This is a genomic window from Bacillus sp. JAS24-2, assembly GCF_008274905.1.
Classification (GTDB): domain Bacteria; phylum Bacillota; class Bacilli; order Bacillales; family Bacillaceae_G; genus Bacillus_A; species Bacillus_A cereus.
In genome coordinates this window covers 3,107,933-3,121,509 of record NZ_CP031068.1, presented here as the reverse complement: position 1 = coordinate 3,121,509, position 13,577 = coordinate 3,107,933, and the positions used below count along the sequence as shown (strand labels likewise).

Here is a 13,577-nt window from a genome sequence, read left to right as displayed (position 1 = left end):
ACTGGACGTCTTTAATCAATCCTCAAAAATAAAAATCTCATCAATCGTACTATGTAATGCCTTCGCTATATCGTGAGCAAGTTGTAAGGAAGGATTGTATTTACCTTTTTCGAGATGACTAATTGTTTCACGTCGCACACCAACGCTCTTCGCTAAATCTTCTTGTGTCATGTTCAATTTGGCACGGTATTCTTTTATTCTCGTTACGAACGCCATGGTGCATCTTCCATTTCATCAATTGGTTTATCGAAAAAGAACATAGAAAAGCCGAATGTAAGAATGAGTGTGCCGAAAATAAGAGCGATATCAATCTCTTGTAGCGTAGGGTTTGGAAATAACATTTCAATAAACATAATGATTGTGGTAGTTAGTAACGTAACGATAAATGCATTGCGACACGATTTATTGACAATTTGTTCAAACAGTTCATCGTGTTGAACTGTTCTATACGATGTGAAAAAGGAGAAGAAACAGAACATAGTAAACAATCCTTTTTCATAAAAAAATCCGAGGAAACCGAAGAAACCGAGAAATCCTAAATATTTTATCCAAGTTGTTTTCATGATAGGTCCTCCTTATGTTGTTAGAAATAAGTCACGTTATGTTATAAATATATCGCAATTGGATAGGAATGGTAATAATAGTTTTCCAGTTTGCTTCATAATAATAGTAAAAAGAGGAAATATGCTGCGAAATAAAGAGGATAATATTGTAAAATGGTTGTAAGGAGGGGGAGGAAGAAATGCTAACTTGGATCATGATCGTTGTATTACTTGTAGTGATTACTGTCATTGCGACGGTGTTAATTGGGCGGAATGGTGATGCAAATTATAGCAAAGCGACAAAGGGGAATATTAAACGCTTAACAATGATTTATATTATACTAGCTGTCGTTTTAGTTGTTGGATTAGGGGTGTATATTTATTTTAAAGGTTAAATAAACTGAAAAATGTAAAAATCTTAAAATAGAAGTATGCTATAATATCAATATAGTTATTTGGTAATTAAGGAAAGGATTGGATGGAATGATTGAAATTACGAATGTGTCAAAAAGTTATAATGGGTCTACCTATGCAGTAAAAGACTTAAGTTTATCTGTACCTAGCGGCGAAATCTTTGGATTTTTAGGACCGAATGGTGCGGGTAAATCAACGACAATTAAGATGATTACTGGCATTCACGGGGTGGACAAAGGGACTATTACGATTAACGGAAAAAATATTATGGAAGAGCCGATGGAAGCGAAGAAGACGTTTGGTTATGTACCAGATAGTCCAGATATGTTTTTACGATTAAAAGGAATTGAATATTTAAACTTTATGGCCGATATGTATGAAGTGCCGAAAGAAGTACGACAAGAACGAATAGAGTCTTTAGCGAAGAAGTTTGATCTTTATAATGCTTTATCTGATCAAATTCAAAGTTATTCGCACGGTATGAGACAAAAAATCGTTATTATTGGTGTGCTCGTACATGAGCCAGATGTATGGATTTTAGATGAACCATTAACTGGGCTTGATCCGAAATCTGCATATATTTTAAAAGAAATGATGAGAGAACATGCGGATAAAGGAAAGATTGTATTCTTCTCTACACACGTATTAGAAGTGGCAGAAAAATTATGTGACCGCGTCGCGATTATTAATAAGGGAAACCTTCAGTTTAAAGGGAATTTAGATGAAATGAGAGATCATTTTAAATCCAATGAATCACTTGAAAAAATGTTCTTGGAGATGACGGGCAATGAGTAAAATTTGGACGTTAACGAAAGTATTATTGAAATTAAATTATGCAGATTTTATAACAGATAAGAAGAAGCGATGGGCGTATGTATTTTCATTTGCAGCTATTTTATTTGTCGGCTTTTTACTGTTTGGTTCTATCACGCATGCAATGTATGAGGGAATGATACATTTAGGGCAAGATCCAGGAATGATTATCGCAATGGGACTTGCGATTGCGAGTATATGGGTATTTTTAATGAGTATTACGAACATTTTAACTGTATTTTACTACAGCAATGACATTGAAATGTTATTACCATTACCATTAAAACCAGCGCAAATTATTTCAGCCAAATTTTTAACAGTATTAATTACACAATACGTAATGAGTTCATTTATTTTATTACCGATCTTTATTACGTACGGTTTAAAAAGTGGCGCATTTATTACATATTACATATATATGATTTTCATTTACTTACTCTTCCCAATTGTGCCGTTAGTACTAGCTTCGTTACTGATGACAGTTATTATGAGGTATACAAATATAGCGAAAAATAAAGACCGAGGAAATATATTTATTGGAATCGTAAGTATACTATTTATTGTAGGAATTAACGTATTTTTGCAGTGGAAAAATAAAAGTTCGTTTTCTGAAGATGCAATTGCGGATTACCTTGCAAACAACCAGTCTTCTCTTTTAGTACAAATGACAAACTATTTTCCAACTACATATTTTGGAGCAGTAGCATTAGTAGAAAATGCAAATTGGAAGGGACCTTTATATGTAATAATCTTTGCAGTTATTTCATTTGTCTTCTTTGTGTTGTTTTATTACATAGCAGAGCGTACATATTTAAAAGGGGTTATTGGACTTTCAACGAGTACAGCAAAGAAACAAGTTATTTCGGCGGAAGGTTTACAGAAATCAACAGTACAAAGTTCGCATTTAAAAGCGTATGTGAAAAAAGAATTTAAAACGTTATTCCGTACACCACAATTTTTCTTAAATTGCATTGTACAAACTTTCGTTATGCCAATTATGTTGTTCTTTATTTTATTTGTGCAAGATGGAAATTTAAAGTTTATTACAGAGTATATTAACAATCCAGAGACAACGGGATTTGCAATTGGTGTTGGCCTTTGTGCATCGTTATTTTTAATGGGTAGTAACGTCATTGCAACAACGTCATTTTCGCGAGATGGAAGCTCTTGGTTTGTGAATCGTTATTTACCAGTAAAGGCTTCGGATATCTTTTTTGCGAAAGCAATCACTGCTTGGTTAATTAATGTGATCATTTTAGCAGTATTCGGTATTACGATGGCAGTTGTAGCTGGGATTTCTCCAGTCTTTATGATACTGTGGTTTTTACTAAGTGCGAACGGGTTGTTATTAATTAATTTAATCGGAACACGCTGGGACGCGCAAACTGCAGATATTCATTGGGATACAGAGCAGAAATTATTTAAAAGTCGATATACAACTTTGTGGAATTTTTTAGCTAATATTTTAATAGCTTTAATTATTGTGGGGGGAGTAAGTGTATTATACTTCTTCCTTCATGTCGGACTGTGGGTTATGTTTATCGTTTTATTTGTAATGTTTACGATTGTAAATTATATCTTTATTAAAATGTTAAAATTAGGTGCTGAACGTATACTGTCAAATATTCAATAAGAAGATAGATCCTCTGTATTCATGCAGGGGATCTGTGTATAGATGGAGGAGAAAAAGGTGAAGAAAATAGCAATTGTAACAGGGGCAACTCGTCTGAATGGAATTGGTGCAGCTGTATGCAAGGTGCTTGCTCAAAAAGGGATAGACATTTTTTTCACGTACTGGCCAAAGTATGATAAAGCGATGCCATGGGGAATGAGTGATCAAGAACCCTTTTTGCTGAAAAAGGAAATTGAAAGTTACGATGTTCGATGTGAAATGGCAGAAATCAATTTATCGCAGTCTTATTCGCCAAATCGTTTGTTTTATATGGTATCAGAACGGTTAGGTGATCCATCTATTCTAGTTAATAATGCAGTATATTCTACTCATACGAGGATTGAGGAATTAGATGTAGAGCAGTTGGATAAACATTATACAGTTAATGTTCGGGCTACTATGCTATTAAGTTCATTGTTTATAAAACATTATTCACTTAAAACGGGCGGGAGTATTATTAATCTTACTTCAGGACAGTCAGTAGGTCCAATGCCAGATGAACTAGCATATGCAGCAACGAAAGGGGCAATTGAAGCATTTACAAAGTCAGTGGCACCAGTAGCGATGGAGAAGGGGATTACTGTTAATGCTGTTGATCCAGGACCAACAAATACAGGGTGGATTACAGAGGAATTAAAACATTATTTAGTATGGAAATTCCCGCAAGGTAGAGTTGGAGAAACGATGGATGCTGCGCGCTTAATTTCTTTTTTAGTAAGTGAAGAAGCGAAATGGGTTACTGGGCAAGTCATTCACTCGAATGGTGGTTATTCATAAAAATATTATGTTAACAAATGTTGAGAAACAAAAAACGAAAGAAAATTTTATTTTTTTGTATAAATAAAATGTCAAGAAAGATAAAAATTTGATAGAAGAGTATATCGTCATATGAAGATAGTGATTCTTAATGTGACAATATACTCTTTTTCTTTTACTTGCGAGCAGAAAAATGAAGTAGAAGAAACTCGAATATTAAAATGAGTTTATCAGTTTTTGTCCGTATTATTATGAAGATTACTGTCGGAAAGATGGTAATTCATGTGAAAAGGGATTTTTTAAGGGGAAATCGAATCGTAAAGGGGAGGATAAATTATGTAAAACATAGGGGGATTTATATGAAAATGAAAAAGGTCGCTATCGCATCGATTACAATTGGTACAATGCTTACTATGGCAGCTTGTAGTCCTTCAGCAGATAAAGAAACGGAAAAGAAAGAGCAAGTAACTGCGCAAAAGGATGGAGAAGCAAAAACGACAAGTGCAGATGAAGCTTCAAAAACAACGAAAGATACTGAAAAAGAAACAAATACTTCTTCAAATGAAAAAACAGATAAGGATGCAAAAAATACGAAAGAATCATCAGGAACAGAAAGTAACGGCAAAACGTCAACTCAAAACGAAAATGTAAAAACAAAAGAAAAAGAAACGACAGGAAAAACGAATGATCAAACGACTAGCGGGAAAACAGCAGATCAAAGCACAAGTACAAGCACAAACAATAACGGAAAGGCAACGAAAGATCCGAAGAAAAGTGTTGCTGTGAAAACGAATGTTAAAGAAGTTGTAGCATTAATTGATAGCTTGGACAAGCAGTTAGCTGCTAATCCGAAATTGGAAACAGTGAATAAGCTTGGCAAACAAATTAACGAAAAGTGGGATGTGATTGAAAAAGAGCTAGAAGCATCACATCCGACGGATTCTAAAACAATCGGTCAAAGTATGTATCCGTTAATTGTAGGGGCGGAGAAGGAAAAGATTGATGTTAATAAAATGAAATCATTAACGACGAAAACGAAAAAAGATTTAAATCAGTTATTGACGAAACTTTCATAGTTTCAAAAGCCTACTCCTGTGAGTAGGCTTTTTTTAGGTTGTTGTAATGTGCACAGTATAACTTATTTATTTTCATTTTCAATTACGATGCGAAAGGAACTGAATGCTTGTTGACTGACATAATCTTCTTCGCTAACTTTATAAGGAAATGGAAAAGCGACGAGTTGAAAATTACTTTCTTGATCCACTGAAGGCAATGTGAAATTAAAGATTTGTCTTGTTTCAGGTGCAACCTTAGTATAAACGACTTTTCTATTGTTAAATATTTCAACTTGTTTCCAATCTTTAAAAGCCACGATTGCGTAGGTCATTTCATCATTTGTTTCATTACCGTTTGATAAAATTAATTGCTTGCCTTCCTTTTCAAAGAAGACAGTTTGTAAGTTCTCTTCACGGTTCGTAACAAATACTGGTTCGTAAAGACCATCTTTTAAAATAGCATCTGGATCTATAAGGGGGAGTTTTATTTTTTCGTTTTCTTTCTGAAGAGGATGCATTGAATATCGCATACTTAGAATATCTTCTAAAATAGCTGCTTTATTTAAGTTATTATCTTTTAATTTGTATTCAGGTTTTTTTATTATTAAAAAGGTTAATTCACTTGCATTAGGAGAAGTGTGTAAAGAGATTTTCGTAGTCATTGAACTGTTTGGTTTCATATCAAAAAAATAGTGTGATATTTCATTAGTAGTATCTTCTATTTTAAAAGGTTTTTGTTCGTAATCTTCTAGAACAATTAATCCATATTTTCGGTTTTCATTAATAGTATGTACGAATGATAATGTTACATTAATTTTATTATCCTCACTAGTAATTGTACTGCCATTGTTAATATGTTGGCCTTGATTATCCTTCAATCCGTAAGAAATAGTATTGGTTTGTTGCTCGCGTTTATTTTCTATGGAAGGTGGATGAGGTTGTATGATTGAAGTATTGAACAAAATATAAATTGTAAGTAATGAAATAAGTAAAACACCGCTAATAATATATATTTGTTTCATAAATAGCACCTCAATATATGTAAAATATTAGAGAAAAAAGATATGCAAGATGCATATCTTTTTTCTCTTTCTTACCAGAAAGCTTTTGTTTCGTGATTCACATCATTATAACCACTTAATTTATAGGTATGATTACCGATAGCGTAATCATCTCCATAATAAATGCTTGTGTTGGTCGCTGTAGCACTTACAAAGGATGATTTTTTTGCACTATTACTTTTCGTATTTACTAATGAGCCATCGCCATTGAAAGTTCTTGCTTTTGCATAAACATAGTCTTCGGTCGTAGTTGATTTCGATTTAGCAACTGCATATGGGTTACCAAAAAAGGGAGTATATACGCTAATGTTAGAGTCATTCTTAGGTGCAGCTGCAATAGTCAAACTAGGAACACTAGATGTTTTTGTTGATTGAATTGTATCAAAGTCAACTAAAACGGGCTGCTTGTCTACAGTATCGATCTCTGAAGCACTTGCGTTATTAGTAAAACCAAAACCTAAAACCGCTAACCCTAAAGTTGTCACCGATAAAGATTTTTTCATATTCACTAATTTTCCCACCTTTTTAAATTTTTGAGTTCGAACTCAATTCATACAATATATGAAAATTTCGAAACTCTCAATGGTTTATCCCATACTTAACTTTTCTTTTACTTTCGATTCAACATGTCTTCATTTGCAAAAAAGCGAATATATCTTCTAATGCTTAGCCAGCAAGGGATACAGGTTTAATTTTATGAAATTCATGTAAATTTAAATCTATTCATGTCAGAATCTCTGTTATTTTTAAGTTCATATGGGAAACTTATTAAAAAAAGGATGGTGACAAAAATGACAATCGATCGAATTTGTACAATTGGACCCGCAAGTAATAATAAAGAAACATTAGCACAGTTAATAAAGAATGGTATGAAAATTGTTCGACTGAATTTATCGCATGGCACGCATGAAAGTCATAAAGACATCATTCGTTTAGTGAAATCATTAGATGACTCTATTAAATTTTTGGGTGATGTACAAGGACCTAAAATAAGATTAGGTGAAGTGAAGGGAGAGCAAATTACACTTCAGGCAGGAGATTCTTTTATTTTACATACACAACCAGTTACAGGGAGTAATACAGAAGCAAGCGTTGATTATGAAGGAATACCGAATGATGTGAAAGTAGACAGTAGAATTTTAATTAATGATGGAGAAGTTGAATTAATTGTTGAAAAGATAAGTACGGACAAAATAGAAACAAAGGTAAAAACAGGTGGCAATATCTCATCCCATAAAGGAGTTAATTTACCAGGTGCGGCTGTTCGTTTACCAGCTATTACAGAGAAAGATAAAAAAGATATTCAGTTTCTTTTAGAAGAGAATGTTGATTTTATCGCGTGTTCTTTCGTAAGAAAACCTAGTCATATAAAAGAAATACGAGATTTTATACAACAGTATAAAGAAACGTCACCTAATGTAATTGCAAAAATAGAAACGATGGAAGCAATCGAGAATTTTCAGGATATATGTAAAGAAGCAGATGGAATTATGATTGCAAGGGGCGATTTAGGAGTAGAGTTACCGTATCAATGCATTCCGCTTTTACAGAAAATGATGATTCAGGAATGTAATCGAACGAATACATATGTCATTACAGCAACACAAATGCTTCAATCTATGGTAGATCATTCTATTCCAACAAGGGCTGAGGTGACTGATGTGTTTCAAGCTGTACTGGACGGGACGAATGCAGTTATGCTTTCAGCTGAAAGTGCATCAGGAGAACATCCAATCGAAAGTGTGAGAACATTACGTCTCGTTTCAGAATTTGCGGAGCATGTTAAAAAAGATGGACCTTTTGCGATGAAAGATGTACTGCAATTACTGCGTGAGTCTCTGGATGAGTAATAAAAAGAGGGCGGATATGCATCCGCCCTCGTGTTTTTCATTCATACTATTCTTGCTCTTGCTCATCCAAAATCTTTTCAAACGCAGCAGATACTTTATCAAACTCTTCATCATTTTCAATGTATGAAAACTCATTATCTTCTTCTACTTTTAAAAAGAAAATATCAATGTCTTCCTCAGTTTCTGTTTGGATATCTTCAACAAAGGCAACTGCAATATATTCTGCGCCTTCGACATCCATCGCTCCAAGTACTTCTACTTCTTGCTCTTCGTTATTCTCATCACTAAGAGTAAACACTTCGCCAACTTCAATATCAGACATATTCATTCTCCTCCTGTTCGACTCTAAAAAATAGAGTGCTCAAACTGCATACATACTAATATATCTTTCCATGAAAAACCAAATTCATACATAAGAAAAACGACTAATAGTTCTTTAGTATAAGTATCCAGCTATTAGGAGCATTATTTGTGTGTGCTATATTACTTAATCCATTCAACAATTGTATCCATAGTCTGTCTTGTTTTATCACGTTTTGGATCTTCTTTACGGTAACCAAAGGCAACCATAACAGATACTTCAAGATTATCGCCCTGTATAATGCCTTCTTGACGAAGTAAAGAGTCTACTTTCTCTTTATCGAATCCTTCTATCGGACAAGAATCAATACCGATTTGAGCTGCGCTCGTCATCATATTACCTAAAGCAATATAAGTTTGTTTAGATGCCCAATCAAATACAGTACGATCGGATTGTAATAAGTTAAAATCTGTTTCCTGGAACTTTTTGAAGAATTCATATCTAATTTTTTGAGTGTCTTCAGGCAATCCAATAATATCGTTCATCATATATTTAATATACTCTGCATCATAATGCATATCTTTAATGTTTCTTGAAAGAACAATGACAAAATGACTAGCTGTTGCAAGTTGCCCACCAGCGCCCCATGAATACGGTTGTAGTTTTTCTCTTAATTCTTTATTTTGTACGACAATAAATTTCCAAGGTTCATATCCAAAAGAAGAAGGAGATAATCTGCCTGTTTCTAAAATGAATTTAAAATCCTCTTCTGAAATTTTGTGCATAGGATCGAACTCTTTACATGCATGTCTGAAATGAAAAGCCTCCATAATTTTCTCTTTTGTAATTTCGTTTGTATTTGTCATAAAAGTTCCTCTTTTCTTTAATTTATTTTGTAAGTAAATTATATTTTTAAAGTAACATAGATACAAGTACGCACATTTATGTGGTATAGTATCAAAAAAGATACTAATGTTAAGGGAAGGGATTTATTATGGATTGTTCAAATGAAAATAATATAAATTACCCATTTTTAAATAAATATTCTTGTCCAGTTGAAGCTATGGTTGAGGTGATTGGTGGAAAATGGAAAGGTGTTATTTTGTATCATTTATTAGATGGGAAAAAGAGGTTTAATGAATTAAAAAGATTAAAACCTAATATCACACAAAGAATGTTAACACTGCAGCTTAGAGAACTTGAAGCAGATGGCATCATACATCGTGAAGTATACCGTGAAGTGCCACCTAAAGTAGAATATTCGTTAACCGAGCTTGGTGAATCACTTCGTCCAATGATTCTATTAATGATGGAATGGGCAACTCATAATATGGAGAAAGTTTTGGAGAGTAGGAATGCACAAAATAAAAGTTAATAGATAAAAGTGGTATAGTAGAGAAGGATATGAATTTTTCTTAAATTGGTAGTGAAATTAGAAAACCATATATTATTAAAATAGGTAATTGGATGTTAAAGTTTTGTAAGATTAAATTGAGTATAATTATTTTATGTAAACTAATTGCCCGGTTATCTATCAAATGAAAAATCTATGTATCGTTGATATAGTGTAAATTATGATAGATATATTCGGAAAATCGTTAATATAATTTCACTTATGAAGGTGTTGTTCATTAAGGGAAAAGGGCTGTCATGCGCGGACAGCCCTTTTTTGTTTACCTGATTTACATTTTGAGAATACTTCACAGTCATAACGTAGTAGGCGTAGTAAAATATTTATTCAATGTATTATTTTTCAAAGAAGTAAGCGGAACCTTCATCTCACTACCTTCCTTCATATTCCGCAGCACAACAGTGTTTGTACTAAGTTCTTCTTCACCAATAATAAGCACATAAGGGATATTCTCTTTATTGGCATAATTAAGGGCACGTTTTAATTTGCGTCCTGCTAGTTCGAGTTCGATTTTTAAGGAAGTGGTAGAACGTAATTGCTGGGCAATTTGTAAGCATTGTAATTCTGTCCCGAGCGGGATGATAAATAGATCCGCTGTAGATGAGATTGTTTCTTTCTGCGATAGTGCTGCATAAATAACGTCTAAACCGAATGAAATACCGACTGTTGGATAGTTCATACTATCACCACGGAATGCTCCGATAATGTTATCGTAACGGCCGCCGCTACCTATGCTAGATGTAATTGAGCCATCTTTTAGGAAGATTTCATATACAGTACCTGTGTACATTGTCAGTCCTCTTGCTAAAAACGGATTGAATATCGTATTTTCATTTATTCCGAGAGCGATTAAATATTGCTGTAATTGTTGCAATTCGTTTACGCCATCGGCAACGAGTTGGTTATTGAAAGCTTCTTTAAAGTCAACAATTGTAAGCTTTAGACAAGATAATACAGTATTACATATTGTATCAGCCATTTCTTCAGAAATTCCGCGCTCTAATACATCTTTTCGTACACCATCAATCCCAATCTTTTCGATTTTGTCTAATGATAAAATGACGTCATTTGTTAATTCAGTAGGGATGTTAATGGCCTGAAGAATACCATTTAACAATTTTCGGTTATTATATTGGATCGATATCTCTAAGTTTAATGTTCGGAACAGCTCAAACGCCATGCTCATGAGTTCCGCTTCAGCCATGACTGATTCTACACCGACAATATCAACGTCGCATTGTATAAATTCACGAAATCTTCCTTGTTTAATTGGCCCATCTCGAAATACTTTCCCAATTTCATAACGTTTAAAAGGGAGGCGGAGGTTCGGGTTCATTGCCACAACTTTTGCGAATGGAATAGTTAAATCGTATCGTAAGGCAATATCACGTTTTCCTTGATCTTGAAGTGTATATATTTCTTTTAATATTTCATCACCACCGCCGTACTTGTAAGACATAAGCTCATACATATTTAACGTCGGCGTTTCTAAAGGTTTGCATCCGTATCGTCCAAACGTATCTTCACAAGCTCTTTTAATTTTATTTCGCAGCACTTGCTCCTCTGGTAAATAGTCTTTCGTTCCTTTTACATTTCTCATTTCTATCATAATCACTCCTTTTTTAAATTAAAAAAAGCTATGCAGGTATAAAAATACCCACATAGCTTTATGAACGCTTCGTGGGTCAACAGGAAAAGCCCTGTACCCACGAAGAAAAATTTTTCTTCGGATACACGGCGTTACGTATGATGATGAAGTTGGAAAGAAGTATTAACATTTCGCATGACAAATCTCTCCTTAACGTAAGTTTTTCCAAATTATATCAGATGATTTTTGAATTATCAATATTTTTAGTTTTGAAATATACGTGAAGTTATGTAGGAGAAATGGAAAAGGGTGTATAATAAAACTTAATAATATGAAATAACCTTTTAAGGAGAACGTTATGAAAAAAGATAAAACAAATGCGATGCGAATATTAGATAAAGAAAAAATTGAATATTCGATGATGTCATATGATCCAGACGATGGAAAAATTGATGGCGTATCAGTAGCTGAGAAAATTGGACGAGAAGTGAGAGAAGTATATAAAACGTTAATTGCTCAAGGGAATAGTAAAAATTATCATGTGTTTATCATTCCGGTAGATGAGGAACTAAATTTAAAAGCTGCCGCAAAAGCAGTAAGTGAAAAGAAAATTGAAATGATTCCCGTTAAAGATATTACGAAAGTGTCAGGATATATTCGCGGTGGGTGTTCGCCAGTCGGAATGAAAAAGCTATTTTCTACATGTATTGATGAAAGTGCCCAATCACTTAATACGATCATTGTAAGTGGAGGGAAAATCGGTATACAAATTGAGCTTAAAGTAGATGACTTGGCGAAAGTGACGAGAGCGCAGTTTGGTGAGATAACGAAGTAAATATACACAGAAAAAGAAGTTCTGATTTTATGGGACTTCTTTTTATTTTAGGGGGATGTTTCCTAGCGGTTGATTTTGTTAATGAAAGTTGATTTTAAATCCATATTTTGTGTGAAATAAAAAACATATAATAAAAGTATGAGGTGATACAGTGAGAGAAATTCATATTCATAAAATCATTGCAGATAAGAGAAAAGAAAAGGGAATTACGCAGGAAGAGTTAGCGACGTATATCGGTATTACGAAGGCATCTGTTTCCAAATGGGAGACAGGACAGAGTTATCCGGATATAACATTTTTACCACTGTTAGCATCATACTTTAACATTAGTATAGATGAACTAATTAGTTATACACCGCAAATGAAACAGGAAGATATTAAAAATTTATATCATAGACTCGCAGAAGCTTTTAGTGAAAAAACGTTTGATGAAGTAATGATAGAGTGCAGAGGAATAATCAAAAAATATTATTCTTGTTTTCCGTTATTACTTCAAATGGGACTTCTTTTTATTAATCACCATATGTTAACTGAGGATACGGATAAAAAAATTGAAATTTTAGAAGAAGCAATGTCTCTTTTTAGCAGGGTGCAGGAAGAAAGTGATGATGTTTCACTTGTGAAAGAGGCGATATCGTTTCAAGCAACTTGCTATCTTATACTCAATAAACCAAATGAGGTGCTTCAATTACTTGGCGAAACGATACGTCCTAATTTTCCAGAAGAGGATTTAATCGCACAAGCGTATCAAATGCTTGGAAATACTGAGAAGGCGAATGAAATGATGCAAATTAGTATGTACCAACATTTAATACAACTCGTTGCGACAATACCGAATTATATAGTAGTAAATGCTTCAAACACTGAAAAGGTAGAGGTAATTTTAAATAGAGCTTTCCTGTTAATAGATATATATGAAATAGAAAAACTACATCCTAATATGACTTTAAAAGTATACTATGCTGCTGCGCAAGTATATTGTATGCTAGGAGATTTTGAAAGAGCATTAGAAATGTTGCAGAAATATGCAACAGTTTGTGCAGCTAGTTTCACAGTAAATAGCCTGCATTTACACGGCGATTCATATTTTGATGCAATTGATGAATGGTTTGCAGAATTTCCGCTCGGTACTAAAACTGTTAGGAGTGAAGAGGTTATAAAGCGAAGCATGTTACAAAGTATTGCAGAGAATCCAGTTTTCGCTCCGATGAAGGATGTAAGAGAGTACAAAAATATAATAGCGAGTTTAAAGTTTAAATTGGATATAACAGATTAGAGG

The 13,577-nt window shown here is 33.6% G+C and carries 16 protein-coding genes; 9 read left to right on the top strand and 7 right to left on the bottom strand.

Annotated elements, in window-relative coordinates; genetic code table 11:
* Positions 1-15: 15 nt before the first annotated feature.
* Positions 16-216 (bottom strand): helix-turn-helix transcriptional regulator, encoded by a 201-nt coding sequence (locus DN407_RS16155; RefSeq protein ID WP_000896323.1) that lies wholly within the window; start codon positions 214-216, stop codon positions 16-18.
* The gene (locus DN407_RS16150; protein ID WP_000859225.1) at positions 204-563 is read right to left on the bottom strand and encodes a DUF3796 domain-containing protein; all 360 of its coding nucleotides are present in this window, start codon (positions 561-563) and stop codon (positions 204-206) included. Before DN407_RS16150 ends, DN407_RS16155 begins: the two co-directional genes overlap by 13 nt.
* A gap of 179 nt (positions 564-742) precedes the next feature.
* Here DN407_RS16150 and DN407_RS16145 point away from each other — a divergent pair, with 179 nt between their 5' ends.
* From DN407_RS16145 to DN407_RS16125, 5 genes are all read left to right on the top strand, one after another.
* A complete protein-coding gene (locus tag DN407_RS16145) occupies positions 743-937 on the top strand; it encodes a hypothetical protein (protein WP_000958863.1) in 195 nt (64 codons plus the stop codon).
* A gap of 88 nt (positions 938-1,025) precedes the next feature.
* Positions 1,026-1,751: an ABC transporter ATP-binding protein gene (locus DN407_RS16140; protein ID WP_000570206.1), complete on the top strand. Its 726-nt coding sequence runs from the start codon at positions 1,026-1,028 to the stop codon at positions 1,749-1,751.
* A complete protein-coding gene (locus DN407_RS16135) occupies positions 1,744-3,402 on the top strand; it encodes a putative ABC transporter permease subunit (RefSeq protein WP_000036884.1) in 1,659 nt (552 codons plus the stop codon). The genes DN407_RS16140 and DN407_RS16135 overlap by 8 nt, the downstream gene beginning before the upstream one ends.
* A gap of 57 nt (positions 3,403-3,459) precedes the next feature.
* Positions 3,460-4,218, top strand: a complete 759-nt coding sequence (locus DN407_RS16130; protein ID WP_002103389.1) for an SDR family oxidoreductase — start codon at positions 3,460-3,462, stop codon at positions 4,216-4,218.
* Positions 4,219-4,556: 338 nt separating this feature from the next.
* Complete coding sequence (locus DN407_RS16125; protein WP_000782538.1) at positions 4,557-5,273, top strand: hypothetical protein; 717 nt, start codon at positions 4,557-4,559, stop codon at positions 5,271-5,273.
* 62 nt (positions 5,274-5,335) lie between these two features.
* Here the strand turns inward: DN407_RS16125 and DN407_RS16120 are convergent, their stop codons facing one another.
* Positions 5,336-6,274: a hypothetical protein gene (locus tag DN407_RS16120; RefSeq protein ID WP_048568378.1), complete on the bottom strand. Its 939-nt coding sequence runs from the start codon at positions 6,272-6,274 to the stop codon at positions 5,336-5,338.
* A 71-nt stretch (positions 6,275-6,345) separates the two neighbouring features.
* Positions 6,346-6,822, bottom strand: coding sequence for a hypothetical protein (locus DN407_RS16115; protein ID WP_001056346.1), 477 nt, complete (start codon positions 6,820-6,822; stop codon positions 6,346-6,348).
* A 282-nt stretch (positions 6,823-7,104) separates the two neighbouring features.
* Between DN407_RS16115 and DN407_RS16110 the strand changes: the two genes are divergently transcribed.
* Positions 7,105-8,163, top strand: coding sequence for a pyruvate kinase (locus tag DN407_RS16110; protein ID WP_000151081.1), 1,059 nt, complete (start codon positions 7,105-7,107; stop codon positions 8,161-8,163).
* A gap of 46 nt (positions 8,164-8,209) precedes the next feature.
* On the opposite strand, the gene DN407_RS16105 is transcribed toward DN407_RS16110, so the two are convergent.
* Together DN407_RS16105 and DN407_RS16100 are read right to left on the bottom strand one after the other, a co-directional pair.
* Positions 8,210-8,491, bottom strand: coding sequence for a DUF1292 domain-containing protein (locus DN407_RS16105; RefSeq protein WP_002005464.1), 282 nt, complete (start codon positions 8,489-8,491; stop codon positions 8,210-8,212).
* Positions 8,492-8,646: 155 nt separating this feature from the next.
* Positions 8,647-9,330, bottom strand: coding sequence for an NAD(P)H-dependent oxidoreductase (locus tag DN407_RS16100; RefSeq protein ID WP_000185718.1), 684 nt, complete (start codon positions 9,328-9,330; stop codon positions 8,647-8,649).
* 128 nt (positions 9,331-9,458) lie between these two features.
* On the opposite strand from DN407_RS16100, the gene DN407_RS16095 reads away from it, so the two are divergent.
* Entirely contained in the window at positions 9,459-9,839 is a 381-nt protein-coding gene (locus tag DN407_RS16095) for a winged helix-turn-helix transcriptional regulator (RefSeq protein WP_000340650.1), read from the top strand.
* A gap of 331 nt (positions 9,840-10,170) precedes the next feature.
* Here DN407_RS16095 and DN407_RS16090 read toward each other — a convergent pair whose 3' ends face one another.
* On the bottom strand, positions 10,171-11,484 hold the full coding sequence (locus tag DN407_RS16090; RefSeq protein ID WP_149216473.1) for a histidine--tRNA ligase: 1,314 nt from the start codon (positions 11,482-11,484) through the stop codon (positions 10,171-10,173).
* Between the two features lie 337 nt (positions 11,485-11,821).
* On the opposite strand from DN407_RS16090, the gene ybaK reads away from it, so the two are divergent.
* Complete coding sequence (gene ybaK / locus DN407_RS16085; protein WP_000710862.1) at positions 11,822-12,298, top strand: Cys-tRNA(Pro) deacylase; 477 nt, start codon at positions 11,822-11,824, stop codon at positions 12,296-12,298.
* Positions 12,299-12,449: 151 nt separating this feature from the next.
* The gene (locus DN407_RS16080) at positions 12,450-13,574 is read left to right on the top strand and encodes a helix-turn-helix domain-containing protein (RefSeq protein ID WP_001206780.1); all 1,125 of its coding nucleotides are present in this window, start codon (positions 12,450-12,452) and stop codon (positions 13,572-13,574) included.
* Positions 13,575-13,577 lie beyond the last annotated feature (3 nt).

Coding starts and splice junctions, on each gene's coding strand:
- DN407_RS16090 (WP_149216473.1), bottom strand. CDS start 11,484: ATGATAGAAATGAGAAATGTAAAAGGAACGAAAGACTATTTACCAGAG.
- DN407_RS16105 (WP_002005464.1), bottom strand. CDS start 8,491: ATGAATATGTCTGATATTGAAGTTGGCGAAGTGTTTACTCTTAGTGAT.
- DN407_RS16095 (WP_000340650.1), top strand. CDS start 9,459: ATGGATTGTTCAAATGAAAATAATATAAATTACCCATTTTTAAATAAA.
- ybaK (WP_000710862.1), top strand. CDS start 11,822: ATGAAAAAAGATAAAACAAATGCGATGCGAATATTAGATAAAGAAAAA.
- DN407_RS16125 (WP_000782538.1), top strand. CDS start 4,557: ATGAAAATGAAAAAGGTCGCTATCGCATCGATTACAATTGGTACAATG.
- DN407_RS16110 (WP_000151081.1), top strand. CDS start 7,105: ATGACAATCGATCGAATTTGTACAATTGGACCCGCAAGTAATAATAAA.
- DN407_RS16150 (WP_000859225.1), bottom strand. CDS start 563: ATGAAAACAACTTGGATAAAATATTTAGGATTTCTCGGTTTCTTCGGT.
- DN407_RS16100 (WP_000185718.1), bottom strand. CDS start 9,330: ATGACAAATACAAACGAAATTACAAAAGAGAAAATTATGGAGGCTTTT.
- DN407_RS16140 (WP_000570206.1), top strand. CDS start 1,026: ATGATTGAAATTACGAATGTGTCAAAAAGTTATAATGGGTCTACCTAT.
- DN407_RS16120 (WP_048568378.1), bottom strand. CDS start 6,274: ATGAAACAAATATATATTATTAGCGGTGTTTTACTTATTTCATTACTT.
- DN407_RS16145 (WP_000958863.1), top strand. CDS start 743: ATGCTAACTTGGATCATGATCGTTGTATTACTTGTAGTGATTACTGTC.
- DN407_RS16135 (WP_000036884.1), top strand. CDS start 1,744: ATGAGTAAAATTTGGACGTTAACGAAAGTATTATTGAAATTAAATTAT.
- DN407_RS16155 (WP_000896323.1), bottom strand. CDS start 216: ATGGCGTTCGTAACGAGAATAAAAGAATACCGTGCCAAATTGAACATG.